Raw genomic sequence first — 24,979 nt, forward strand, 5'->3', positions numbered from 1 at the left:
TGCGCCAGGGCTTTTTAGTTCATTGCTATTCAAGCAAAGTCTACCGTAACCAACATGAAGCTTTGAGCCTTTAAAAATAGCGGACGTAAATTCTACAGTTCCCGATGAAAGTTATCCAGCAATATCGCCGCTGAAATAGCTACGTTCAGGCTTTCCGCGCCGCCAGCTCCCGGAATATACAATCGTTGCGTGAGGCGCTCCAGCACCTCCGGCCGGGGGCCATGTGACTCGCTACCCATGATGAGCACACCTGCGGGGCGCAGCGTGAGGCGGTGTACATTGTCGCCTTCGAGGTGGGCGCCGTAGCGGGGCACGCTGGGGGGCAAATTATCGAGCCACTGGGGCAAATCGCGCTGCCAGACGGGCACGCGGGCGAAGGAACCCATTGTAGCGGCTACGGTTTTGGGGGCCCACGGGTCGGCGCAGGTATCAGAGCAGACCACGCCTTGCAGGCCGTACCAGTCGGCCAGACGAATGAGCGTGCCCATGTTGCCGGGGTCGCGCACTTGGTCCAGGGCAAGTAGCAGGCTAGCCGTGGGGGGCAAAAGTGGCGGCTCGGCCGGCAGGTGGGCAATAGCAAGGGCCGTTGTATTGGTGGCCAGCGTCCCGAGGCGGGTCAGCTCATCCTCTGTTATCACATCGAAAGGCACTGCAGCCGGTAGCGGCGGATTTTTGGCAGCAAACTCCGCCGTCAAAAACACGCGTTCTGTTACTAGCTCAGAGGCCAGTAGTTCCAGCACACTTTTGCCGCCCTCCACCAGAAACAGCCCCAACCGTTTGCGATATTTCTTTTGTTTGAGCTGTTCTACGCGGGTTTTTAACGCTTTGCTGACCATGTGAGCTGTGATAAAGCCTGTTGCTTTTGGGATATTATGCCGGCCTGATTTTCCATGCCAAGCCCTACATACTGCCCCGACTACGACCCGGCAATCTGCCGCTGAGCCGCGCTACAAAGCTAACGAAGGCAACCTGACCATTGCATTGTGGCTTGCTCCACTAGCAAAGTCGGTAAATGAGTAGATAGGTACCCCGCGGCAGAAAGAATCAGCCAGCCGATTTAATATACACGACCCAAAAAAGCCCCCCACTCCAACGAGCGGGGGGCTTTTTCTTAGGATGCAACGATAAGCTTTACTTCAGCGCACCCTTCAGATCAGCGACAGCAACGCCCTGCGCCTGCTTGGCTTCGGGCACAACAGCCGCCATCCCGAAAAATTCGTGGGTGGTGCCTTCGTACAGTTTGTAATTGACTTTCACGCCGGCCGCGGTGAGCTTATCGGAGAGGGTCTTGCCTTCGCTCGTCAGCGGGTCATACTCGGCGGCGATAATGGTCGTCGGGGGCAAGCCTTTCAGATTTGCGGCCACCAAGTTGATGCGCGGGTCTTTGCCGTCGGCGGGCGTGCGCAGATAATTCTTGAAGAACCACTCCATGCCTGCTTTATTGAGCGGCGCGGTTTCCGTGCTCTTTTGGTAGGAAGGCGTAGTGGTGTCGGAGCCGGCAATCGGGTACACCAACAACTGGTGCTTGGGCAACGCCACGCCTTTGTCGCGGGCCTGCATGCTCACGGCGCACGCCAAGCCCCCACCGGCGCTTTCGCCCGCCACCGCTACCCGCTTCGGGTCGCCTTTAATGCTGGCGGCATTTTTCAGCGCCCACTGATAGGCGGCAAACGCATCGTCGTGGGCCGTTGGAAACTTATGCTCCGGTCCCTTACGATACTCCACCGACACTACCACGGCTCCAGTTTGCTCGGCCAGGGCCTGCGCAGAAGCGTGATACGTATCGATGGTGGCAATGACCCAGCCACCGCCGTGGTAGTACACAATCACCGGAAATGGAGCCGTGCCCGCTTTGGGCGTATAAATACGTGCTTTCACCCCAGTCATCAAGGTTTGGCTGGCCGTATCCACTTGCATGGGCGGGGGCGTGATGTTGCTCGCCTGCATCTGTTTCATGGCCGCATCGGCAGGGCTCGGCTGTTTGCGGGCCTCGGCGGCGGTCAGTTCAGGTAGGGGCTTATTGTTGAAACTCATCAGCTGCTCGATGACGGCCTGCATCTCGGGCTTCAAATTTGGCCCCCACGCGGGTTTTGCGCCGGTAGGCTTCACTTCACCGGCGGCCGTAGCGCTAGCGGTGCTATCGGCCGCTGTGGCCTGGGTGTCGGTTTCGGTGGCTTTCGGCTTGGTATCACAGCTGCTTAACAGCAGGCAGCTCGCCAAGGCAGGAGCCATCAGCCCAGCCATCGCGGCGGGGCGAAAGAAAGAATAATTCATACGAGGGGGATGAAAGGTGTAGGTACAAAGGTTGGTCATACCCATACGCATAGTTCACAGTTGAGTTCACGCACCCAGGCAAAGCTCACAACCGCTCACTCTCAACCACAAATGCTTCCAGACGAGCCGCCAACGGCTGCCTGTTCGATTCCTCGGGCAGGTATTTCACCAGTTCAGCAAACTGCGCTTCGGCCAGCCGATGGCCCGCCATGCCCCACTGCGGATACGTGCGCTGAAGCCGCGCTACGCGTGTAATTACCGTCACGTCGTAGTGCCGCGCATCGTGCTGAATCCGCTCAAACAGGCGCTCTACTGCTGCCTGCTCGCCTTCCAGCACTTGAGCAAAATTCCCTTCGCCATAAAACAGAATGCCGGTGATGTCGTGGGCGACATTGTAAGCTCGGGCTTGCGCCACCAGGGTGCGCAGTTCCGGGTAGCTTAGCGGCGTCACGGCCCTACTGACGTAACTTAGTTGGTACAGCATATTTGCCCCCAGCACCCCAAAAAATTGCCACCACGGCAGGGTTGCGCTGAGAAAGAGAAGATACGAAAGTAACGCCACTTTATCGAGGGCCACAGCCTGGAGATTCATTGGCCGACCGGCAAAAACATAGCGCAATACGTTGTATCTTAAGATTAGCAACCTGCTGCTCCCCTTATGATGAAGCTATTGCTACTTGGCATTCTGCTGCTACTCGCCACCAAAGCAACAGCGCATCCGGGCGTGGGCATTGTGCAGGATGCGCAGGGCAATGTGTATTACACCGATCTGGAAAATGTGTGGAAACGTGCGCCCAATGGCCAGCAGCGCATTGTGGTACCACGCGTGCACACCCACGAGCTTTACCTCGATCCGCAGGGCAACCTCTACGGCGAACACCTCTGGTACGAGGGCGAGGCTACCAACAAATGGAAGCACTACGTGTGGCGCCTGAGCTCTGGGGGGCAATTAAGTAAAGTAATTCCTGCAACACCCGGCTTTTTGACCAACTACAGTTTCAACCGGGACCACTCGGGTGCGATGTACTGGGCAGAGCGCGAGGCACCCTACCGTATCATGAAAAAACTGCCCGGTGGAAAAGTAATGGTGCTGGCTAGGGGTCGTTTCAAAGACGTACGCTGGCAGCACGTTACGCCAGATGGCCAGTTCTATTTTGTCGATGATGATGCCCTGTATGTACTAGCAGCTGATGGGACGATCAGGTGCCTGAAAAGGAACCTCGATGAAGCCCTATCCTCCACCGCAAAGGTGAATCATAACCTGGGGGGCATTTTCTCCGACCGGCAAGGCAATATCTACGTCACAGTTACCAATCTGCGAAAAGTACAGCGCCTAAGCCCCAGCGGACATATCACAACGGTAGCCAGATCGAGTGCCCCGTGGACGGCCTCCAGCGGACTGGTAGCGCCCGATGGTGATCTATGGCTGCTGGAATACAACACGGCCAACCAATTACGTGTGCGCCGTGTGCGGCCGCCTCAGTAGGCCTTGCTTCCATCAACTGATTTGTCGCAAGTGATGAAAATTCACCTTGCCTTGCCTGTCCAAAATCAAGAATCAGTAGGACTATTTTACTTCCCACAATAGACCCTGGCTTTGCTAAGTCAGTTTGAATCAATACCTTATTAGCAGGTTATTTCCGAACAAGTGAATTAGTATGAAAACGCTCCTGCTGCTGTGTTTGCTTGGCTTCCTGTTTTTCCAGGCAAAGGCGCAAGACTCAGTGGGCCGACACTGGCAGGCCGCGGTGGAGGCGCATCCGCAGCGTGATACGGGCCGCGTGAACCGCCTCAACACTCTGGCTTTTGTGCAGCGCGCAAATGCCCCCCAGCAAACCAAAGCGGCCTACGAGGAAGCCTTAAACCTATCTCGTGAAATTGGCTACACCTTCGGCGAAGCCCGCGCTTTGCTGGGTTTGGGCTTTTATTACCGCTTCCGCAATCAGTATGAGCTTTCTCTCGCCTACACGAATAAGGCTCGTAAGCTGTTTATCCGGCTCAATGACCGCCTGCATGAAGTTTCGTGTCTGTATAACCTTTCCTACACTGCTTCCGGGCAGGGCAACTACGCGCAGGCCATGGCTTACAGCTTCCAAGGCTTAAAGCTGGCTGATACAATTCCCAGTCAGAAGTGGCTGACGCTGCTTAATACTCAGCTAGGAAATACAAGCATCGCCTTGGGCGAATACCAAAAGGCCCGGCAGTACTTCGTGCGGGGCCTTAAGTTGGCGCGGGGCGTAGGCGATCAGGACGGCATCGCCCATTGCGTATCGGGCCTGGGCGAGTTGTGCCGCATTCAAGGCCAGTGGGCACAGGCTCGAAGCTATTTTGAGCAGGGCGCCGTGCTGGCCAAGGAGCTCAATAACCAAGGCGGCGTGACCATGAGCATGTATAGTATAGCCGATATGGACGAGCGCTTGGGCAACTACCAGGCAGCTTTTTCGGCGGCCTTCCGGGCCCTGCAACGCATGAAGCAACTGGATGACGTGGGCCGAATTCCGCTGGTTCAGCTTATCCTAGCCCGCGCCTACCTCGATACGGAGCAACCCGACAGCGCCTGGGCATACGGACGTGCGGCGCTGCTGGCGGGCCAGCGCACTGGCAATAAAAGCACAATTCGCGATGCCAGTGATGTGCTCGCCCAGACCAGCGTGGACCGCCGCCGCTTCGACGATGCCTATCGCTACCTGGCCTTGTTTGTGGCGTACCGCGACAGCCTCGACAATCAGGAAGTGACCCGCCGAACGGCCGCTCTCCAGTACCAGTATGCTCTGGACAAAAAACAGTCGCAGATACAGCTGCTGACACACAACCAACAGCTAATTCGCCAGCAGAATCGTCAGCAGCGCCTGCTCCTGCTGGGGTCGTTGGCAGTTCTGGTAATAGTAGCCGGGCTGAGTGTGCTGCTCTGGCGCAATAATCGGCAGAATCAGCGGTCCAATGCGCAGCTTCAGCGCCAGCAAGAAGAGCTGCAAGCCACGCAGGCACAGCTGGTGCAGGCAGAAAAGCTGGCTGCACTCGGCGAGCTAACGGCCGGCATTGCTCACGAAATTCAGAACCCGTTGAATTTCGTCACCAATTTTGCCGACGTATCAGCCGACATCAGCCACGAGCTGCAAACCGAAGCCCGCGCGGGAAATTATCAGGAGGTAGAAGAGCTGGCCAACGAGCTAGAGCAGAATCTTCACAAGATCACGCAGCACGGGCGACGGGCTTCCGCTATCGTGAAGGGTATGCTGGAGCACGCGCGGCCCAGCACCAGTGAGCGCAAACCCACCGACCTGAATGCCCTGGCCGCCGAGCACCTGAACTTGGCTTATGAGAGTCTGCGCAACAAAGCGCCGTCCTTTGAAGTCGAGCTTATCAGGGATTTTGAAGCTGGCCTGGAGCCCGTGGCACTGGTACCACCAGATATTGGGCGAGTACTCCTGAACCTATACACCAATGCTTTCTACGCCGTGCAGCAGAAAGCCGCGGCCGCTACCACCCATTATCAGCCCCAGGTACAGGTGAGTACGCGCCAAAACAATGGGCAGGTAGAATTACGCGTGCGCGACAATGGGTTGGGCATGCCGGCGGAGGTAGCAAAGAAGGTATTCCAACCATTTTTCACCACGAAGCCACCCGGTGAAGGCACCGGGCTGGGCCTGTCATTGAGCTATGACATCATCACCAAAGGCCACGGCGGCACCCTCACCTTTGAATCGCGGGAAGGGGAAGGCACTGAGGTTTTAATCACCTTGCCTCTCAACCAAGCAAAGGTGCGTGGCGCGGCGAAGAAAGGTGCGGGCATAGTATAAGTTGCGCCGGTTTATTTAGTGAGCACCCAGTTAAGGTGAATATTTTGCTCAGGGACCATTTGATAGGGCTTTGCTTGGCTGCCAGCGGTGGTAGCCACCATATCGAGCACCTCAATATAGATGCGGTCGCCCGGTTGCGCGTATTTTGCAAAGCTGGTCATATCAACTTCCGAACCTTGAATCAATCTGGCGGGCAGCACCGGTCGGCGGCCTCTTATAAGGGCCATTTCCGCCTTTTTGATTTGATAGCTTACAGGCGTAGCGCAGGCCGGATCATTGGTGAGTTTCAAAGTAACAGTGGGTACCATTGGACTACCCGTCGCACTAATTTCCTGCTCGTTATGAAAAACTTTCAGCTGGGGAACCGGGCAGGCAGTCTGGGCGCTAGCCCACTCAGTGGACAATAATGCGAGGGGCAGCAGCAACTTTTTCATAGCGCAGAATAGGACTGAGGTGATAGCCAGTAAAAAAGCCCCCCAGCCGGGTAATTGAGCGTAGGGGTTGGCAGGATAACGTACTTTCTAAGAACTCCGTATTTTGGCCACGCTATATTTCAACTTATGTATAAGGCTGCTGGTATTTGGTTTGTCTCCGGGGGACAAAGTAGTGCAGCCTGAAGGCGTAGTAGAGTTAGTTTTTGGCCTGTAATTTTATTCTTCTTTTCTCGTTTGCCTTTTATGAATAAGCTCTCCTCTTATGCTTTATCTCTGGTTTTGGCCGGAGCACTCGTTAGCTGCGGCGACGACAACAACAACGATCCGCAACCCGCAAACCAGACGGCCAGCGAGAAGCTCATGGCGAAGCCCTGGATGATAACTGCCGCCACCGAAAAGAAAGGCAACAACGCGGCCGTTGATATCTACACCAGTGAAAATGCTTGTCTGAAAGACAACCTGTATAAGTTTCAGGCCGGCAATGTCCTCACACTAGACGAGGGCAAAACCAAGTGCCTCGGCACCAGCCCGCAAACCACCACCGGCCAATGGAGCCTATCCAACAACGACCAGACGCTCTCGGGCACTATTACCTTCACCATTGCTCCGGGCTTCAGCTCCGAAATAGAATTGACTGGCACAATTGAAGAGTTAAGCGCAACTCAACTCATTCTCGTGGACACGGAAACGGTGAATGGATTAGCTACCGTGACCCGCACCACCTTCACGGCCCAATAAGCCTCTCTCCCACCAAACCTCAGAAAGCCGCTTCCTCACCGAAGTGGCTTTTTTTGTAGTCCGCCAGGCGTATCAGAACCGGACAGCGGGTGTATCAAAATCGCACATATCGGGTTAGCGAGAACGAATTCAATCTAATATATCACTGATTATAAGATAGTTACACAGATGGCATCATCTTTCTTAGCATACGTCTAACAAGTGAATTGCTAAGCGCTCCAGCGGCTTGCATTTCCCTGCAACCAACGAAGTAACCATGCGCTTGATCTGGATTTGTGCCGCAGGACTGCCCGCAAGAAGGCGTCAGCAAATAAAAACGAGATTTTCTGTAACGTTTGCCACTTCGGGCGGTATCCCCGGCAGACGCGCTTGCTCTGCCTCCGCCTTAGTAGGGCAAGCGCGGCTACTACCAAGCTCATTTCATGATTATTCAACCAGCCAACAATCGATTGGAAGGCTGGCGGGGGGCAAAGTGAGAAGCTGAACAGATGGTACGAATTTATTCGTACCGAGATGCAGCCTCTTTTCGGACTGCCTGTCTTTTAGTTACTAACGAACCACGACAGCAAGCATTTACTCCTCGTGCGCAGGAATAAAGCAGGAACACGGTCTTGTCGGGCAGTGCCGCAATAGATGGTCGCCTGAAAAGTGGAATGGCGCGTCGCCCTGATCGGGCGGGTGTTGGTATGAAAAAGTCAGCGGCCACTTGATAGCCGTCGCGATGCTGGGAATCCTTTTCAGAACGCCTGATTTCACCTCAAAAAGTAAGCTCTGAATTGTTAACTGCTTTGTTCTATGAAAGCCAACGTAACTCCATCCCAGCACTCGTCAGCGGGGAGCAGCTCCGGTGACGAGTTGCCAGGGCCGCGCCCCCTATTGAAGCGGCTGCTGGTGAAAGAACAGCATAAACTGTTTTTTATTAAGGTCGACGATATTCTCTACTTCGATGCCGACGGCAGCTACATTACGCTGCACACGCTGCAGCGCTCCTACGTGCTATATGAGAGCCTTACCCAGCTGGCCCAGCGCCTCGATCCGACGGACTTTGCGCGCATCCACCGCTCCTATCTGATCAATCTGAATTATGTAGAAGAGTTGGAGGGCTATTTTAATGGGGAATACTTAGTCAAGCTCACGGGCGGCCACACGCTCAAATGGACTCGTTTCTACCGGGATAATGTGAAGGCGTTCATCACCCGCAGCAAATAACCCTAGTGCCTAGTAAAAAAAGCCCCCCAGCGCCTAAAAACAGGTTTTGCTGAGGCCATTATTACAGAGTTAATCAGCTGGTAAGAATGTACCGGCACATACTAGCTGCCCCAGGGCAGTAGCCGAAAAGTACACGGCGAGGCAGGGAGCTGCAACTCCCCGGCGAGCTTGGAAAAATGGTGAGTGAATTTCCAAGCCCGCCCCAGCAGAACGCTGGAAGCCTTGCCGTGTACCGGCTGCTTTTCTGTGTCTTTACCAGTCGTAGTATTACCCGCAAAAACGGCCTTACCATTACGGTAAGGCCGTTTTTGCGTGGTGTGGAAGCTGCTCACTAGTGCTTATCTGGTCCTTCTTTCTGGCGGCAAAACGGGCATCTTATGAGCAGAATCGGGCACCTTAAAGAATAAGCATTGAAGCAGGCGCCTGAAAGTGAGTGTATAGGGGCGGCTTTCGGCTAAAAGGCACCACGGGGGTGTCGGCGGCGCCGGGCCACTTGCTTCTATGGCCACTATCTCGCTCTGGCTGCGCTTGTTCGAAGCTCCCGTAGCCACTTTCCGGCAAGTTGTTTTCTCTTTCCTTTGCCTAGGGGCGCGCCGTAGTATCTGCGGGCTGCTTGGGGGGCTTTTTTTGCTGGTTGGTTGCCCCGCCTTTGCCAGTGCGGCGCCCCCGGATACGGAAGTATTTCTCGATTCGCCGTTTCGCTTCAAGCAGGCCAACCAGAAACGGGTTTCCATGGAGTATAAGTCCCAGGGCAACCTACTCGTCATTCCGGTTTATCTCAACGGCAAAGGCCCGTATAACTTCCTGCTTGATACCGGCATTGCTACTTCCGTCATCACCAACCCCAAACTGGGGCGACACTTGGGCGTGCAGACTACCAAATCCTACAGCGTATCCGGGGTGGGCAAGAAAGCGCCCGTACTGGCTCATCGGACAAACTCCGTACGGGTGGAGTTTGCAGGCATTGAAGCGCCTTCCATGCATTTTATTGTCGTTTCAAAGCAGGTCGTTGCGTTCGAGGCGCTGATGGGGATACAAATTCATGGCATTTTGGGCTTCGACCTGTTTCGCAGCTTTATCGTATCCATTCACCCCACGCAGGGCCAAATCACGTTTACTGATCCCACTGCGCCCCGCCCCGCTACTGACGAAAGCTGGAGCAGCTTGCCTATCGAGCTGGATGACTCTAGGCCGTATATCACAACCAACATTGCCGTAACAGGCTCCCAGGCAATACCGCTGCGCCTGATGCTGGATACGGGTGCCGGACACGCCCTCTCGCTGGAAATGGGTTCGGATTCGCGGCTGACTTTGCCAGTAGAGCGCCAGCGTGCTGACTTGGGCTACGGCTTCAGCGGGCTGATTCAGGGCTATCTGGGTCCTATTGCGCTGTTGCAGCTGGGCTCCTATCAGCTCCGCTCCTTGCAAACGGCTTTCCCCGACCCTCATAATCTGGTTGACCGGGTTACGGTAGCCCGCAGCGGCACGCTCGGCTTCGATGTATTGCGGCGCTTTGATTTTATCATCGACTATCCGCACAACCGGCTGCTGCTACGGCCCACTAGTGAGCACCGCCACCAATTCGAGCAAGCCGCCTTATAGCTCATCAAGCCCTCTTTTGCGCCTAGGCAATCCGATTAGAGTCAGCCGCTGGTCCTTCCGCCCTTCTCCTCTTCCAGATACTGCAGGACCTGCCGCACCAGTTCCTCGGGCGACGCCTCTATACTCAGGTGCAGACCGTAAGCCGGCGATTCATAATCAGCTAGTTGCGAATGGAGCATTTGCTCCTTCATGTAGTGACCCGACCGCCCCCGCAGCCGAGACACCAGCAATTCCTTACTCCCTTCCAGCACCACCCAAATAATTGAGTGTGCGGCGGCCTGCTGCAATACCGTGCGGTATTTCTCCTTTAGCGCCGAGCACGCCAGCACCGCACCCCCTGACTTTTCCCACTGCGTGATACCAGCAGCCATCGCAGCCAGCCAGTCCCGCCGATCATCATCGGTCAGCGGGGTGCCGTGGCTCATCTTCTCCACATTGGCTTTCGAATGAAAATCGTCGGCGTCATAAAACGGCACGCCCAGCGCGTGGGCCAACTCGCGGCCGACGGTGGTTTTGCCACTGCCCGAAACGCCCATAACGATACAAATCATACGCTGGTGGTAGGTAAGGAAGAAAGCCCCTGGGGAGATTGCGAACCCAAGGCGTACGCTATGTTTACGTCCGCAATCTCTAGCTTTATTTACGACTGCGCCGACTATTTGAGATTGGAGGATCGGCCACAAAGTAAAGAATGTGCAGCTATTCCCCTGCGGACGCCACATGTATAAAGCAGCTTTTTGCCCTACCTTCTACGAGTGAAATAGCTTAAATTAGCTTGGGCTGCATCACCCGCTTTGTACCTGAACACAGTATCCTGTCTGGTTGAGCTAACCGATTCGAACGTATTCCAGTAAAAAGATGGAATTTAGCGGCTCCAACACCGTTTTGCTTTCTTCCCGTAGAAGGACAACAAGCCGGAGTCGACGCTTTTTCAGGTGCCATACGTGCATGTACTTAGCTACCGCTTTTGAAACCATACTCGCCGTTGCCGGGCCCGCTGGGGGGCTTTTTTAAGGATAAAGTTCGCATTGTCTGGCTGGCATTTCTGCTCATCGGGCTACTGGACAGCTGCACGCCTACGCGCCTGCTGCCACCTGGCCGCAGTCTGCTGCGCACTAACAAGCTCAAGGGCGTAGAGCAGGCCGACGCCGTTAGCCTGGAAGCATTATATCAGCAGCAGCCCAACTCTCGCTTTCCGTTGCCAAAGCTGGCTATTTACCAGCTGGGCAGCACTTTCTACAACCGCGCCAAGGTGCAGAAGCGCCTCGAAGATGAGCGCCTCGACTACCGCAAGCGCATTCAGGCCGCCCGCCCCGACTCCGTGAAGGTGGGCAAGCTACTCGTAAAGCGCGACCAGCACCTGCGCCGCCACCAACTAGCCCTGGATAAAGGCAATGCCGTCATGCGCCTGGGCGAAGCGCCCGTGGTGTACGACTCTACCCTAACTCAGAAAACGGTGGAGCAGCTCGGCATTTATCTGAAGTCGCAGGGCTTTTTTCGCAGTCGCGTTACGGCCACCGATACGGTGCGCAAGCGCATGGTGACGGTGACGTATCACATCACCGAAAATACGCCCTTCACCTATGCCCAACTCGAATACGCTATTCCCGACTCGGGCGTGGCGCGCGTGGTGCAAGCCAGCCAGAAAGCATCGTTGCTGCAAGTCGGTCAGCGCTACAATGAAGCCTTGATCGGGCAGGAACGGGCGCGTCTGGAAACGCTGCTCAAAAATGCGGGTTACTACGATTTTCGCCAGCAGTACATCACTCTCGAGGCTGATACCAGCTTTACTCCCACCACGGTGCGGCTGCGCACCATCATTGCCAATCCCGCATCGGGCGCCGAGCACCGCGTGTACACGATTCGCCACGTAAATTTTCTGACCGACGCCGGAGCCATACGCTTTGGGGTGAAGCGCGACACCATCGTGCGCGACTCGGTGTATTATCTGGCTTTTCGTCACCGCTTCAGCACCCGCGTACTCGACCGCAAACTAACGGTTCGCCCCGAGCAGCGCTACAGCTTGGCAAACACCCAACTTACCCAGCGTCAACTGGCTGACTTGGACGTGTTTCGCTTCAACAACGTCAACTACGTCAAGGTAGAGCCCGCTATTGGCACCGATACCACCTACCAGCTCGACGCGGTGGTAAACGCCTCGCCGCACAAACGCTTTCAGGAGCTAATTGAATATGGAGCCACCTATGTCGCGGAGCAGGTAGGGCCCTTTGTCAACGCCCGCATTAAAGTCCGGAATGTGTTTGGTGGGGCCGAGGTGCTAGAGTTCGGTGTGCGGGCAGGTTTTGAGGGCCAGTACAACCGCGTTACGGGCAGCGACATTCCCGAAACCGTACTTACAACTCAACTGGGGGGCAATATTAATCTGGTTATTCCGCAGTTTATTCTGCCCTGGCGCTCGGGGCGGATTCTGTCGCGCTATAATCCCCGCACCCGGCTCAATCTTACCTACACCTACGTACAGCGCCCCGAGTACACGCGCACCAATCTGGAGGGTACTTTCGACTACATCTGGCAACGCTCCTTGTACCACCAATGGGTGCTCACGCCCATCGACGTCAGCATTATCAATGCGACGAATATCAGCCCACAGTTCCGGGAGCGTTTAGATCGGTTATCGAGCGAAGGGTCACCGTTATTTCGCAGCTTCACGCAGCTGTATGTGCCTAGTATCAATGCCACGTCGCTGTTTAATTCCAACGACTTCAACCAGACGCGTGATGCTACCTTTCTGCGCCTGTTTGCAGAGGTTGGTGGCCTCACACGCAAGCTGTATCAGGATCGTATCAGCCTGAATGTATATGACTTCGCTAAGTTTACCGCCGACTATCGCCGCTACCATAAGCTGGGGCCCAAAACCTTCTTCGTATACCGTTTCAATGGCGGCATCGCCCGCGCCCTCACCCGCACCGACGTGCAGGACTCGGCCGGCAACGTTACGAGTCAGCTAATTATCCCCTACGACAAGTATTTATTTGCCGGGGGCAGTTCCAGCGTCAGAGCTTGGAAGCCGCGCCGCCTCGGTCCCGGCGCTTATACCACCACCCGACTTGATGATGATGGCACAATAGTGCGCGATTTTAACCTGGAGCAGCCCGGCGAAGTATTGCTGGAAGCCAACGTGGAATACCGTTTTCCGATCTACAGCTTTATCAACGGAGCCGTTTTCACAGATGCTGGCAACGTCTGGACGTTGCAAAGCGACCCCCGCCCGGGCGCTCAATTTAAGCCCGATCAGTTCTTAAAACAGTTTGCGGTGGGCTCCGGCGTGGGCATCCGCCTCGACTTTTCCTTCCTGATTCTGCGCTTCGACATTGCCACTAAAGTTTACGACCCTACCGCGGCAAATGGGGACAAATGGGCTATTCGCAATTTCAAATTCCTGGGCAAAAGCGAGGATCAAACTGCCTTCAACTTGGGTATCGGTTACCCCTTCTAGGATTTAACCAAGCCAAATTTATTAAAGCTTTTATTATTTAAATTATAAAATTCCGTATTCTAGGATTTACAACTGTTTAGGCTTTTACCAATATTCAGCGCGTAAAATGTCTATATCAGCGCTTTATGGCTATAATTTTGCTATTCGAGAGCTCACGCAACTAGCTGTGAGCGGTAGATATATTTCTACTTTAGGAGCAAATTAATTTAGCTTCTATTCTTCTTGCTAATTGTGTTTCTCCTGCCTGGGTCTGGGCGTGGGGCAGCGCAGGCTTCCTCATCCGGGCCGCGCTGGGTAGGCTATGGTCTGCTTCTCCTATCGCCTAGTTCTATTGTATGAGAATACTCTTACGCGCTATAGTATCAGTTTTAGCACTTGCCCCCTCCCTGCTGCTGGCCGAAGGCTCCCGCCAGCTTACGCCAAACCGGGCCGTTAACCCTGCCACCAACCTGCCCTACCCGCTCACCGATCCGCGAAACGACCGTGCAGGATTTCTGACCCACGATGTTAACGCGGCCACTGGGGGGCTAAATTTGTCTTTAGGCTTTCTGAAACCCCAAGCCTGGGGCACCAGCGACGTTCCGTTTCTGGAAGACTACCGTCTTCACATTCGGCTCAAGGCCGGTGAAACCCTTCACTACGGAGTACATCGGGTAGCGCGAATTGGGGGTGGCACGCACGCCAACCTACTCCTAACCCTCCGCTACGGCGCTAGTGCGGGCACAATCGTCAGCCAAAATAAGCTCCTGCGCGACCCGGCCACCCCAAGCCAGGCGGGCTTGCTGACCGATCAGGCGGGTGTAATTGCCAACACCTCTCAGCACCAGATCGGGCCTTCCCTAACCGCCGGCGACGGCGGATACGAGCCCTTAACCTACACCAACAATACCGGTGCTACCCACGATTTTTACGTTGAGTTCACCCAAGAGGGCGAGTTTACCAACAAAGGCACCCAGCCGGGCTTCAACGACTTAGGCGCCCGCAACCTCAATTTTATGAGCGCCGTGCGCTCGGAGTACGACTTTTGGGACTTCACCGTGCGTGACGCCGCTGGTCAGGAAAAGCCGGGACGCCTGTTTAGCAAGCTATGGTCCTTCACTACCACCACCTCGGGCGGTACTGGCTACGAAAATCGGCTTTCGGCCAACTTTGCGCTCTTCCCTTTAATAGAAAGCCTCCAACACCGGGGCCAGTACTACGTCAAGCAGATCGAGCTGGCCGGGATTCGGCCGCTCGTATTTTATTTTGTGTCAAACGCCAATGGCTCCCGCGCCAGCGCGGCCACGGGCTCTACTTTCGCGGAGCGGCGGCGCAGTCAGGCGGGCAATACAGGCTACCCTGAATATCCAAACTTCGTAAACAACCCCGACAAAGAACTATGGCCCAGCGCGCCTGCCCCGCGCTTTGCTACTTCCCAGCGTGGTTTCTGCGAAGGTGGCCTCGGTAAGGTAGCTTTCACTACCGTGTCTGATGAAACGGGCACCGTCGCTATTCTGATTGATCTGAATAGCAATGGCGTGCAGGACAACGACGACGTGCTGTTAGAGCAATCGGTGGTGCCGGGTGCTAATACACTGGTCTGGAATGGCCTGGACCGCGCGGGCAAGCTAGTAGCAGCCGGCTTGCCTATTAAGCTCTCTTTCACGAGCCAGGGCGCGCCCGTAAACTTTCCCGTATATGACGTAGAGGGCAATTCCAGCGGGCTGCGGGTGCAGAATATCCGGCCGTCGGTGGGGGGCAATACGTACTACGACCGCCTGTACTGGGACGACTCGCAACTCACGGCTGCCAAGCCTCAGTTCTTCCCCCAAACTCGCCCCGCCCCTGACATGGCCAGCGTGCGAACCGATGGCGTTATTTCCAGCACGGCCGCCTACCAGGGAGTACACCGCTGGGGCGACGACAGCAACGAAGCCGGCAACGACTACACGATTAACACCTGGACCTACGGCTTTATTTCGGCCCCCAGCGAAACGATTTACACCTACGCTTACAGCTGCGATTTTGACCAGGATGGCGTAGATGATCTGGCCGATATTGATGATGACAACGACGGCATCACGGACTTATCGGAAAGCTTTGGTATCGACCCTGATATGTTGGTGAATGGCACGCCGCGCTATTTGGCTGGCTCCTTTGTGGTACCTAGCGTGGGGGGCTTTCGCGATGTAAATGGAGATGGCATCAATGACCTTTTTGATCTGGATCTGGACGGCACGCCCAATCATCAGGACGCCGATTCTGACGGTGACGGCATTGCTGATGCGCTGGAAGCTAATAATTATGCCCAGCCTGCCCAATTTCAGTTGGCATCGGGCCGCATTGGCGGAGCTGTCGACGCTCTTGGAATGCCCCTGGCCGCGCAGCTTGGCGCGGGTAGCCGCCAAACAATTTTGGCCAATGCCGACGCTGACAACGACGGTGTGCGCAACATGTTTGATCTGGACTCCGACAACGATGGAATTCTGGATAATCGCGAAGCTCAAACCACGGCCGCTTACCTCGCGCCCTCGGGCCTGGACTTTGACCATGATGGCCTGGATAACGCCTATGATTTAGTCCCCGGTCTCGATCCGGCTACGGGTCGGGCAGCCGTAGCGGGCACAGCAATAGGCGCCGCTACCCTCGCGAATACCGACCTCGATGAGGTAGCTGATATACTCGATTCGAACTCTGATAATGATGCTTTAGCAGATTGGCAGGAAGGCTTCGATGACAACCGCAACAGCAGTGGCATGGACGATTTGGTGGCCCGCGCGGTCAAGTTTGCTACCGCCAACCCAAGCAAAGCCGCGTATTACGCCGCCGCTAACAGCATTCCGGCCTGGCTGGAAGATGCGGATGGCGATGCAATACCTAATTTCCTCGATCCGGGCAACGTGCACTACCACGATGATAATGCCAATGGCTTGATTGATCTTTTCGACGCTGCATACGGAGGAACGCCCTCAACTGCTCCCCGCCGCGACGCAACTCAAACCGATGCCGATTTCCGCTTCGTACCTCAGCCAGTGAAAATTGCAGCGCCCGAGAAAGGCCCGATGCCGGTAGTCCCGCTGCCCGTGGTACTCATCGACTTTCAGGCCCACCCCGCCGGGCGCGATGCCCTCCTTTCCTGGGCCACGGCACAGGAGCAAACGAATGCGCGCTTTGACATAGAGCGCTCCCTCGATGGGCTGGAATTTGTAGTCATCGGCCAGCGCCTGGGAAGCGGCTCTACTACTCAGCGCCAAGCATATGATTTCCGCGACAAAAACGTTGGAGCCACGCCCGGCACGGTATATTATCGTCTGCGCCAAGTAGATACAGATGGCAAAGTAATGCTAAGCGAGGTCAAGCCCGTGACCTTCATTGCCCAACCTGCCGCGCTGCTTACGCTTCACCCCAATCCAGCTACCGATTATGCTATCCTTGATCTGTCGGGACTGCCACAGGCAAGCTATTCCATCGAGATTCACGGGGCCGACGGACGAATGCTCACTCGCTTTGAGGCCGCTGGTGGCGCTCCATTACGCTTAGCAACAGCCACTTACCCGGTGGGCACGTACATGATTCGGGTGGTGAATAGTAATTTTCACCAGTTGCTGAAGCTGATTAAAAACTAGCCTTTAGCAATCCGCAAAAAAGCCCCCCAGATATCATCTGGGGGGCTTTTTTATGCTCTTTAATAAGCTAAGTATAGAAAGCGTGCGCTTAGTACTCCAGTAGTTCCTGCAGGGCGGCGGCGACCTTTGCAGCACTAGGCAACATCTGCCGCTCTAAGTCGACGTTCAACGCAATGGCGGGCAAATTAGCAGCGCCTAAGGTGAACACGGGCGCATCGAGCTGCTGGAAGCAAGTGCGCTGGATGCGCCCAGCCAACGACTCGGCAAATGAGTTCATCAAGGGTTCTTCGGTAAGCACCAGCACTTTACTATGGCGCATTGCGGCAGCCTGCACCGCTTCAAAATCCAGCGGGTTCAGGGTGCGCAGGTCCAGCACTTCCACCTGCCCAGGGAACTGCCGGCTAGCGGTTTTGGCCCAATGCACGCCCATGCCGTAGGTCACAACTACGCAGGTATTGCCCCGGCGAAGCTGCTCAGCATCAGCAGCCTGAGCAATGGCCGCTTTGCCTAAGGGCAGCACGTACCCAGCCGCCGGCTCGATGGTTTTAGCGTCTTCCGTACCGGGCACTTTACTCCAGTAGAGGCCTTTGTGCTCCAGCAGAACTACCGGATTGGGGTCCAGAAAAGCAGCGCGAAGCAAGCCCTTCATGTCGGCGGCATTGCTGGGATACACGACTTTAATACCCCGTATAGTGAGCAAAGTACTTTCGATGGAGCCCGAATGATATGGTCCGCCCCCACCGTACGCGCCAATGGGCACCCGAATCAGCGCCTGCACCGGAAACTGCCCATTCGACAGGTAGCACGACTTCGATAATTCCTCAACTAATTGGTTGAGGGCCGGCCAGATATAGTCGGCAAACTGAATCTCCACAATGGCCTTTGCCCCTACGGCGCTCATGCCGGCCGTGCTGCCCACAATGTAAGCTTCCTGAATGGGAGTATTGAACACACGCGCATCGCCGTATTTCTTGGCTAGCAGCGCCGCTTCACGAAAAACGCCCCCCAGCTCGCCGCCTACATCCTGCCCATAAAACAGCGCTTCGGGAAACTCGCGCAGTATTTCATCAACGGCATGCAGCGCAGCATCTACCATCAGCACTTTGTCGGCGCCGGCGGGGGTGCGTTCCCCGGCCTCTTCCGTCACGGCCTGGGGGGCAAATTCGTGGTCGGCAAAGGTGGCGGGGTCGGGGGCGGGCGCGAGCAGGGCACGCTCGTAATCGGCGCGCACGAGGGCGGCAGCTTCAGTGGCGGCTTGCTCCAGTTCTCGTTTAGCAAAGCTGCGCAGAAGCAGCTGCTGGTGCAGGCGGGGCAAGGGGTCCTGCGGAGTGTGCTGAGCCAGGTTGTCGCCACGGTACCACTCGCGGCGCACGCCGCTGGTGTGGTGGCCAAGCAGCGGACACTTAGCGTGTACTAATACCGGACCGCGGGTGCGGCGCACATAAGCAAATGCGTCACTCATAGCCGAATACGAAGCCGAAAAATCGGCCCCATCCACGCGCAGACGGTGCAGGCCTTTGAAGCCCGCTGCAAATTCGTAGGCGTCCATGGCCCGCATTTCCCGCCCGGTAGCCGAGATTCCCCAATCGTTGTCCTGCACCAGATAAATAATGGGCAACTGATGCAGAACGGCCATTTGCAGCGCTTCCGACACTTCACCCTCCGTCATGGCCCCATCCCCGATGGAGCACAGCACAACCGGCGCCGAATCAGCCGAAGATGAAGAGTAATCAGCCTTCGATTCTTCGTTCCGCTGGCTTTCCAAATACTTGATTCCGTGCGCCATACCTGTAGCCGGAATGGCCTGCATACCGGTGGCGGAGCTTTGGTGCGGAATTGTAGGAAAGCCTGCGCGGCGCAACGACGGATGGCAATAATACGTGCGTCCGCCGCTGAACGGGTCGTCCCGCTTAGCCATCAGCTGCAGCATCAACTCATAGGGCGTAATGCCCATGCCGAGCAGCATAGCATCGTCGCGGTAATAAGGCGCCGCATAGTCAGTGGGCAGCAGGTGAAAGGCTGCGGCCAGCTGAATGGCTTCGTGGCCGCGCGCCGTGGCGTGCACGTATTTGGCCGTTACGGCCTTATTTTCTTCGTAAAGACGCGCCATTTCGTCGGCCGTGCGCATGAGGCGGTAGGCGCGCAACAGCGTTTCGCGGGTAGGATTGGGGGCAGCAGCAGTGGGTGCAGAGGCAGTAAATTCAGCGTCAGGCGCAGGGGCGGTCGAGTTCAGCATGAACGGCGGGAAAGTGGGAAGGCGAAATTACAGCTTCGGGGGCAGAGTTGGTGAGGCGGCGGGTTTTCTGCGTAATTTTGACCTGCTAACCTTAATCAGACGGTCATGCAGAGCAGAGCGCAGCATCTCGCCCTCGCCGTTAGATTAGTAACCTAACATCAGCCCGCGAGATGCTGCGCTCTGCTCTGCATGACCACCTTTTTAGCTAGATTATCCGCTATGAGTTCTACCCCGTACAGCCAGAATCTAGAAGAAACAACCGCAGCCCCCACACCAACTGCCCCGCTGCGGGCCGCAGTCGAAGACTGGATGCGAGCCTTTCAAACGCGCCTGTGCGGGCAGCTGGAAGCGGCCGACGGGGGTGCCGCTTTTCGCACCGACACCTGGGAGAGGCCTGGTGGTGGCGGTGGGGTATCGCGGGTGTTGGAGAATGGAGCCATTCTAGAGAAAGGCGGAGTTGGCTTTTCAGCGGTGCACGGCGAAATGAGCGCCCAGGCGGCCAAGGTGCTGCTCATGCCCGATCCGCGCTTTTTTGCCACTGGCGTGTCGGTGGTGATGCATCCGCGCAGTCCGCGCGTGCCTATCATCCATATGAACGTGCGCTACTTTGAGGCGGGCAACGGCGAGGCTTGGTTTGGCGGCGGCATCGATCTGACCCCGATTTACGTGGATGAAGCCCAGGCCCGCTGGTTTCATCAAACCCTGAAAACCGCCTGCGACCGGCACGACGCCACCTATTATCCGCGCTTTCGGGAAACGGCCGACGATTACTTTTATCTGCCCCATCGTCAGGAAACCCGCGGTGTGGGGGGCATTTTTTTCGACCGCCTCACCGTGGGGACGCATGGCTCGGCCGACCAGCTTTTTGCTTTCGTGCAGGAAGTAGGCGACGTTTTTGGCCCAACTTATACTGAGCTAATGCGCCAAAATGCCCCCCAGCCGTACGGGCCGCGCGAGGAAAGCTGGCAGATGCTGCGCCGATCGCGCTACGCGGAATTCAACTTGGCCTTCGACCGTGGCACACGATTTGGGCTTGAAACGGGCGGGCGCACCGAAAGCATTTTGATGAGCCTGCCGCCCCGCTGCGAGTGGCATTACGACCAGCAACCCGAGCCTCATTCGCCCGAGGCAGCAACCCTGGCCTGGCTCCGCAAAGGTGTATTATGGGCCGAAATGCCCCCCAAGTCCTGACCCCGCCCGCTTACTCGCCCTCTCATTGATCGAACGACTTCAAGCCCTGGACCGCTGGCTGCTGATAGCCGCAAACGATAGCCACTCGCCTCGAATGGACAAGTGGATGGTCTTTTTCACTGACCGCTTCGTCTGGTTCCCCGCCTACTTTGTGATGGCCCTCGTGCTGGGCTACTTATTTAAGCGCCGCGCCCTGCTCCTGCTGCCCATGCTGGGCCTGAGCGTACTGCTCACCGACTCGATTTCCAGTCGGCTCTTCAAACCGTATTTTGCACGTCTTCGCCCCTGCCACGACCCCGACTTATCGGAGTCGCTGAACCTGGTGCACGGCTGTGGGGGGCAATTTGGGTTTCTGTCATCGCACGCGGCCAACGCCTTTTCGCTGGCCGTCTTTCTGATTCTGGTGTTGCCTCGCCGCTTCTGGCTAGTCAAGATTGTGGTGCTGGTCTGGGCCGTAATTGTCTCCTATAGCCGCATTTATCTGGGCGCTCATTACCCTTCCGATGTACTGGCCGGCACATTGCTGGGCTGCCTCACCGCCTGGGGATGCGCTGAGCTGTATCTGTTTGGCGCGAAGCGGTGGTGGCAGCACGAGCCTGCGGTGTAGCTATTATTGTCTACAGATCACGTCAGCTGAATCCGACAATTAGAGCCATTAGCGACCTAAATAGATGATACACCGGAGCTAGAGTCTGATTGCCAACTATCGAGAAAGGCAGGACATTCTATTTACCGCGCTGAGGTTTAATTCTTGTTGCCCGCGTCGGCAATGGTGAGAAAGGTGATGGTGGTAGGCGCAAAAGTTATTTTCCCGGCCGCCACTGCTTCGCCGGTCATGGTCGGCAGGGCGTCGTCGGCCCCCAGCTTCAACTCCTGCCCGTTGAGCTGCACCGTGCTACTTTCCAGCTTCGGGGAGCTGAGGGTGTAGCGCTGAGCCGCTTTGGGCAACTCCAGCGAGGTAGTAGCCGTGCGGCTATTATTGATGATGAGCAGCGTCACGCCACCTGCGTGGCCCTTCATATTGTGGGCATAGATATGCAGACCGGGCTTGCTGAGCTGTTCCTATTGTGCTGTGGTAGCAGCCTGGTTCGGCCGGTGCATCCTGAAGATCTTTTTTACCTTGGTTCGTACGCTCTGTTTAGCTGAGCCCCAGCCTTCTACTTCTTGCTATTCTTGCCAGCAATATGCAAATCTCAACCTCCGTAGAAACTGTACTGAAGGAGTTGGCCGCGAACCCCGCCACCGGCCTTTCCGATGCGGAAGTAGCTTCCCGCCGAACCAAGCACGGTCCCAACCGCTTGCAGGCTCAGGTGAAAAAAACCATCCTGCAGCTGGCGCTGGCGCAGCTCAACGACGCCCTTATTTACGTACTGTTAGGAGCCGTGGCCATCACCCTCTTCCTAGGCGAGTACGTGGACGCCGTTATTATCCTGTGCGTTATCCTGATAAACGCGGCCCTGGGCGTAGCGCAAGAAGTGAAAGCCGGCAATGCCATTGAAGCGCTCAAAAAAATGTCCGCTCCGCACGCGCTGGTGCGCCGCAACGGGGAAGTAAGAGAAATAGACTCTGAGGAACTGGTGCCGGGCGATATTGTGCTGCTCGACGCCGGCCGGTTCGTGGCAGCCGACCTGCGGTTGCTGGAATCGGCTAATCTGCAAATTGAGGAGTCAGCCCTAACGGGCGAATCGGTCCCCACAACTAAGGATGCGCAGGCCACCTTCGACGACCCGCAAACCCCACTCGGCGACCAAGCCAACGCGGCGTTTATGTCTACGCTGGTCACTTATGGCCGGGGCGTGGGAGTCGTGGTCGGCACCGGCATGAAAACGGAGGTGGGCAAAATCGCCACCCTCATCAACGAGGAAGAAGAAAGCAAGACACCCCTGCAAAAGAAGCTCGACGAGCTGGGCAAAACGCTGGGCAAGGTAGCCATCGGCATCTGCGCGGCTATGTTCGTGCTGGCCTATTTCCAGGGCCGGGATCTGGCCAGTACGTTTCTGCTGGCGGTGTCGCTGGCGGTGGCATCTATTCCCGAGGGCTTGGCGGCCATCGTAGCCGTGGTGCTTTCTATCGGCGTCACGGCCATGGCCCGCCGCAATGCCATCATCAAGAAGCTGCCCGCCGTGGAAACCCTAGGCTCGGTGAACATTGTGTGCTCCGACAAAACCGGTACGCTCACCCAGAATAAAATGACCGTAACGCGCTACTTCCTGCCGGGCGTGGGCGAAGTTACCTTGGGAGAGAACGGGCAGGCCTCCCTGGAAGAAGCCGGCTTGCTGGCTAAGGCCTTAATTCTGTGTTCGGATGCCACCTACGAGAACGGTGAGGGTACCGGCGACCCCACCGAAATTGCCCTGCTCGTGTTTGGCGACCAACTTGGTCTTGACCGCAAGGCTTTGAAGGCCAGTGACAAGCGCGTAGGCGAGCTAGCGTTTGAATCGGACCGTAAGCTCATGTCGACCCTTACCGACGACCACGGCCGGCTGCGGGTGTTCACCAAAGGCGCTATCGACAGCCTCATCAGCCGCTGCACCCACATTCGCGAAAACGGCCAGGTGGTGCCCCTTACGAATGACCACTGCGAGCAGGTAGCACACGTCACAGACGGCATGTCGGGGCAGGCGCTGCGCACGCTGGCAGTGGCCTACAAGCCCGTCGACCAAGTAGTGCCACCCGAGGAAATGGAGCAGGACTTGATACTGCTAGGCATGGTGGGTATGATAGACCCGCCGCGGGAGGAGGCCAAGCAGGCAATCAGGCAGGCGGCGCAGGCCGGCATTACCACCATTATGATTACCGGCGACCACAAAAAAACGGCCTTTGCCATTGCCCGGGAGCTCGGGCTGGCCGACGACCTGAGTCAGGCCGTGACCGGAGAAGAGCTGAATCAGTATTCGGACGAGGAGTTTGCGGGCCGCGCGGCCCAGTACCGGGTGTTTGCCCGGGTGTCGCCGGAGCACAAGGTAAAAATCGTGAAGGCCTTCCAAGCTCAGGGCAATATTGTGTCGATGACGGGCGACGGAGTAAATGACGCGCCCTCACTCAACGCGGCCGATATTGGGGTGGCGATGGGCATTACCGGCACCGACGTGGCTAAGAGCGCGGCCGCCATGATTCTGACCGACGACAATTTCGCCACTATTATTGCCGCCATTGAGCAGGGCCGCAATATTTACAACAACATTAAGAAGTCGGTAATTTTCCTGCTGGCCAGCAACATGGGCGAAGTCGTCGCCATGGTCTTCAGCATCGTTATTGGCTGGCCCGCTCCCCTCATTGCTACCCAGCTGCTCTGGATAAACCTACTCACCGATTCGCTACCAGCCATAGCCCTGGGCATGGACCCTAGCGACCCGGACGTGATGCGCGAGCTTCCCCGCAAGCCAAACGAAAGCTTTTTCGCGGGCGGGGCGGGGCTACGGGTGGTACTGGGCGGCACCCTCATCGGTCTGCTCACGATGACTGCTTTCTGGTACGGTTTCTACGAGCATGGCTACCAGCCCTACGATGCGGCTATACCCGAGATGGTGCTGGAATACGCGCATACCATGGCCTTTATGACCATCATCTGCTGTCAGCTGCTGTATGCGCTTAGCTTCCGGAGCGCCACCAAATCGATCTTCCAGGTCGGCCTATTCTCCAATAAGTATCTGGCGGGGGCCGTGGTGCTGGGGATGCTGTTGCAACTGCTAGCCCTTACGGTCCCATTTTTACAACAAGCCTTTAAACTCCGGCCCCTAGATGCGCGCGGCTGGCTGGTGGCTATCGGGCTGGGTATCGTGCCACTGATCATCACGGAGCTAGTGAAGGCCATCAAACGCTGGCGGGCGGTAGTGCCAGCCGTCAGCAACCCCTAAGTCGGTAACCTGCTTGGGTTGGAGCTCCCGAACTGCTTTGCACCGGTTTATTGAATCCTAATTGCTGCTTTCTTCTTCGCTACTTTTTATCGAAGGAGCTAAGAGTTTAGCGTTGCTGCAACCAGGTGCAGGCTGTGGCTAGGTCATCGAAAGCGGCTACGAAGGGCTGGGGCGTGTAGCCCAAAGTGGTATCTAGGGAAAAGCGAGCGGCCAGGGCTTCAGGATAGACGCAGGCTACGTAGCGCACGCCCCACTGAGCCAGCTTGGGAAACAGCGCCTCTCCTGCCCATTGCTCCTGTCCCGACCAGCCGGTGGCCGCATGCCGAGCATCGTTGAGCAGCATGGCGCAGGGTTGCTGATGCAAGCACCGTAGCAACAACTCCCATCCTTCCTCCGCCGTCTGTATCGCGTAGTTGCCTCGCCACCGGACGTAGAGCCAGTGGGCCTCGGCGTCATGCCAGACCTGAACTGCACTTGTTGCGCCCAATAGGGTTAAGCTGCTGTTTTCCACCTAGCAAAGCCGTTATGGTGTAAAGTTAGCAAAGCGGATGGAAGCCGCTGTATACCGCCCCGACA

The 24,979-nt window shown here is 56.5% G+C and carries 18 protein-coding genes; 10 read left to right on the top strand and 8 right to left on the bottom strand.

Annotated features, from left to right (window positions below; genetic code table 11):
* Nucleotides 1-92: 92 nt before the first annotated feature.
* The 3 genes from G7064_RS02755 to G7064_RS02765 all read right to left on the bottom strand — a co-directional run bounded on the left by G7064_RS02755 (nt 93) and on the right by G7064_RS02765 (nt 2,866).
* Entirely contained in the window at nt 93-836 is a 744-nt protein-coding gene (locus tag G7064_RS02755; protein WP_166072353.1) for an RNA methyltransferase, read from the bottom strand.
* A gap of 295 nt (nt 837-1,131) precedes the next feature.
* The gene (locus G7064_RS02760; protein ID WP_166072354.1) at nt 1,132-2,274 is read right to left on the bottom strand and encodes an alpha/beta hydrolase; all 1,143 of its coding nucleotides are present in this window, start codon (nt 2,272-2,274) and stop codon (nt 1,132-1,134) included.
* Between the two features lie 85 nt (nt 2,275-2,359).
* Nucleotides 2,360-2,866 carry a BLUF domain-containing protein gene (locus tag G7064_RS02765; protein ID WP_166072355.1) on the bottom strand — a complete coding sequence of 169 codons (507 nt, stop codon included), beginning with the start codon at nt 2,864-2,866 and terminating at the stop codon, nt 2,360-2,362.
* Nucleotides 2,867-2,932: 66 nt separating this feature from the next.
* Between G7064_RS02765 and G7064_RS02770 the strand changes: the two genes are divergently transcribed.
* On the top strand, nt 2,933-3,760 hold the full coding sequence (locus G7064_RS02770; RefSeq protein WP_166072357.1) for a hypothetical protein: 828 nt from the start codon (nt 2,933-2,935) through the stop codon (nt 3,758-3,760).
* Between the two features lie 172 nt (nt 3,761-3,932).
* Nucleotides 3,933-6,074, top strand: a complete 2,142-nt coding sequence (locus tag G7064_RS02775) for an ATP-binding protein (protein ID WP_166072358.1) — start codon at nt 3,933-3,935, stop codon at nt 6,072-6,074.
* Nucleotides 6,075-6,085: 11 nt separating this feature from the next.
* Here G7064_RS02775 and G7064_RS02780 read toward each other — a convergent pair whose 3' ends face one another.
* Nucleotides 6,086-6,508 (bottom strand): hypothetical protein, encoded by a 423-nt coding sequence (locus tag G7064_RS02780; protein ID WP_166072359.1) that lies wholly within the window; start codon nt 6,506-6,508, stop codon nt 6,086-6,088.
* A 243-nt stretch (nt 6,509-6,751) separates the two neighbouring features.
* Between G7064_RS02780 and G7064_RS02785 the strand changes: the two genes are divergently transcribed.
* From G7064_RS02785 to G7064_RS02795, 3 genes are all read left to right on the top strand, one after another.
* Nucleotides 6,752-7,246 carry a hypothetical protein gene (locus G7064_RS02785; protein WP_166072360.1) on the top strand — a complete coding sequence of 165 codons (495 nt, stop codon included), beginning with the start codon at nt 6,752-6,754 and terminating at the stop codon, nt 7,244-7,246.
* A gap of 795 nt (nt 7,247-8,041) precedes the next feature.
* Nucleotides 8,042-8,455, top strand: a complete 414-nt coding sequence (locus G7064_RS02790) for a LytR/AlgR family response regulator transcription factor (protein ID WP_166072361.1) — start codon at nt 8,042-8,044, stop codon at nt 8,453-8,455.
* Between the two features lie 501 nt (nt 8,456-8,956).
* Nucleotides 8,957-10,057 (top strand): pepsin/retropepsin-like aspartic protease family protein, encoded by a 1,101-nt coding sequence (locus G7064_RS02795; RefSeq protein WP_133272696.1) that lies wholly within the window; start codon nt 8,957-8,959, stop codon nt 10,055-10,057.
* 41 nt (nt 10,058-10,098) lie between these two features.
* On the opposite strand, the gene G7064_RS02800 is transcribed toward G7064_RS02795, so the two are convergent.
* Complete coding sequence (locus G7064_RS02800) at nt 10,099-10,608, bottom strand: gluconokinase (RefSeq protein ID WP_166072362.1); 510 nt, start codon at nt 10,606-10,608, stop codon at nt 10,099-10,101.
* Nucleotides 10,609-11,024: 416 nt separating this feature from the next.
* Here G7064_RS02800 and G7064_RS02805 point away from each other — a divergent pair, with 416 nt between their 5' ends.
* The gene (locus G7064_RS02805; RefSeq protein ID WP_166072363.1) at nt 11,025-13,514 is read left to right on the top strand and encodes a BamA/TamA family outer membrane protein; all 2,490 of its coding nucleotides are present in this window, start codon (nt 11,025-11,027) and stop codon (nt 13,512-13,514) included.
* Nucleotides 13,515-13,849: 335 nt separating this feature from the next.
* Complete coding sequence (locus G7064_RS02810; protein WP_166072364.1) at nt 13,850-17,119, top strand: T9SS type A sorting domain-containing protein; 3,270 nt, start codon at nt 13,850-13,852, stop codon at nt 17,117-17,119.
* An 88-nt stretch (nt 17,120-17,207) separates the two neighbouring features.
* Here G7064_RS02810 and G7064_RS02815 read toward each other — a convergent pair whose 3' ends face one another.
* Complete coding sequence (locus G7064_RS02815) at nt 17,208-19,355, bottom strand: thiamine pyrophosphate-dependent enzyme (RefSeq protein WP_166072365.1); 2,148 nt, start codon at nt 19,353-19,355, stop codon at nt 17,208-17,210.
* A 309-nt stretch (nt 19,356-19,664) separates the two neighbouring features.
* Here G7064_RS02815 and hemF point away from each other — a divergent pair, with 309 nt between their 5' ends.
* On the top strand, nt 19,665-20,546 hold the full coding sequence (gene hemF / locus G7064_RS02820; protein WP_240935854.1) for an oxygen-dependent coproporphyrinogen oxidase: 882 nt from the start codon (nt 19,665-19,667) through the stop codon (nt 20,544-20,546).
* 25 nt (nt 20,547-20,571) lie between these two features.
* Nucleotides 20,572-21,153 carry a phosphatase PAP2 family protein gene (locus tag G7064_RS02825; protein ID WP_166072367.1) on the top strand — a complete coding sequence of 194 codons (582 nt, stop codon included), beginning with the start codon at nt 20,572-20,574 and terminating at the stop codon, nt 21,151-21,153.
* 137 nt (nt 21,154-21,290) lie between these two features.
* Here the strand turns inward: G7064_RS02825 and G7064_RS02830 are convergent, their stop codons facing one another.
* Nucleotides 21,291-21,566, bottom strand: coding sequence for a hypothetical protein (locus G7064_RS02830; protein WP_166072368.1), 276 nt, complete (start codon nt 21,564-21,566; stop codon nt 21,291-21,293).
* A gap of 164 nt (nt 21,567-21,730) precedes the next feature.
* Between G7064_RS02830 and G7064_RS02835 the strand changes: the two genes are divergently transcribed.
* Nucleotides 21,731-24,403 carry a cation-translocating P-type ATPase gene (locus G7064_RS02835; protein WP_166072369.1) on the top strand — a complete coding sequence of 891 codons (2,673 nt, stop codon included), beginning with the start codon at nt 21,731-21,733 and terminating at the stop codon, nt 24,401-24,403.
* A 106-nt stretch (nt 24,404-24,509) separates the two neighbouring features.
* Here the strand turns inward: G7064_RS02835 and G7064_RS02840 are convergent, their stop codons facing one another.
* A complete protein-coding gene (locus G7064_RS02840) occupies nt 24,510-24,914 on the bottom strand; it encodes a hypothetical protein (protein WP_166072370.1) in 405 nt (134 codons plus the stop codon).
* Nucleotides 24,915-24,979 lie beyond the last annotated feature (65 nt).

This window comes from Hymenobacter sp. HDW8 (genome assembly GCF_011305775.1).
Lineage (GTDB): Bacteria > Bacteroidota > Bacteroidia > Cytophagales > Hymenobacteraceae > Hymenobacter > Hymenobacter radiodurans.

Bases quoted from the DNA above. Each gene is read 5' to 3' on its own strand.
- G7064_RS02760 (WP_166072354.1), bottom strand. From the start codon at position 2,274: ATGAATTATTCTTTCTTTCGCCCCGCCGCGATGGCTGGGCTGATGGCT.
- G7064_RS02755 (WP_166072353.1), bottom strand. From the start codon at position 836: ATGGTCAGCAAAGCGTTAAAAACCCGCGTAGAACAGCTCAAACAAAAG.
- G7064_RS02815 (WP_166072365.1), bottom strand. From the start codon at position 19,355: ATGCTGAACTCGACCGCCCCTGCGCCTGACGCTGAATTTACTGCCTCT.
- G7064_RS02810 (WP_166072364.1), top strand. From the start codon at position 13,850: ATGAGAATACTCTTACGCGCTATAGTATCAGTTTTAGCACTTGCCCCC.
- hemF (WP_240935854.1), top strand. From the start codon at position 19,665: ATGCGAGCCTTTCAAACGCGCCTGTGCGGGCAGCTGGAAGCGGCCGAC.
- G7064_RS02765 (WP_166072355.1), bottom strand. From the start codon at position 2,866: ATGAATCTCCAGGCTGTGGCCCTCGATAAAGTGGCGTTACTTTCGTAT.
- G7064_RS02785 (WP_166072360.1), top strand. From the start codon at position 6,752: ATGAATAAGCTCTCCTCTTATGCTTTATCTCTGGTTTTGGCCGGAGCA.
- G7064_RS02790 (WP_166072361.1), top strand. From the start codon at position 8,042: ATGAAAGCCAACGTAACTCCATCCCAGCACTCGTCAGCGGGGAGCAGC.
- G7064_RS02780 (WP_166072359.1), bottom strand. From the start codon at position 6,508: ATGAAAAAGTTGCTGCTGCCCCTCGCATTATTGTCCACTGAGTGGGCT.
- G7064_RS02835 (WP_166072369.1), top strand. From the start codon at position 21,731: ATGCAAATCTCAACCTCCGTAGAAACTGTACTGAAGGAGTTGGCCGCG.
- G7064_RS02800 (WP_166072362.1), bottom strand. From the start codon at position 10,608: ATGATTTGTATCGTTATGGGCGTTTCGGGCAGTGGCAAAACCACCGTC.
- G7064_RS02770 (WP_166072357.1), top strand. From the start codon at position 2,933: ATGATGAAGCTATTGCTACTTGGCATTCTGCTGCTACTCGCCACCAAA.
- G7064_RS02795 (WP_133272696.1), top strand. From the start codon at position 8,957: ATGGCCACTATCTCGCTCTGGCTGCGCTTGTTCGAAGCTCCCGTAGCC.
- G7064_RS02775 (WP_166072358.1), top strand. From the start codon at position 3,933: ATGAAAACGCTCCTGCTGCTGTGTTTGCTTGGCTTCCTGTTTTTCCAG.
- G7064_RS02830 (WP_166072368.1), bottom strand. From the start codon at position 21,566: ATGAAGGGCCACGCAGGTGGCGTGACGCTGCTCATCATCAATAATAGC.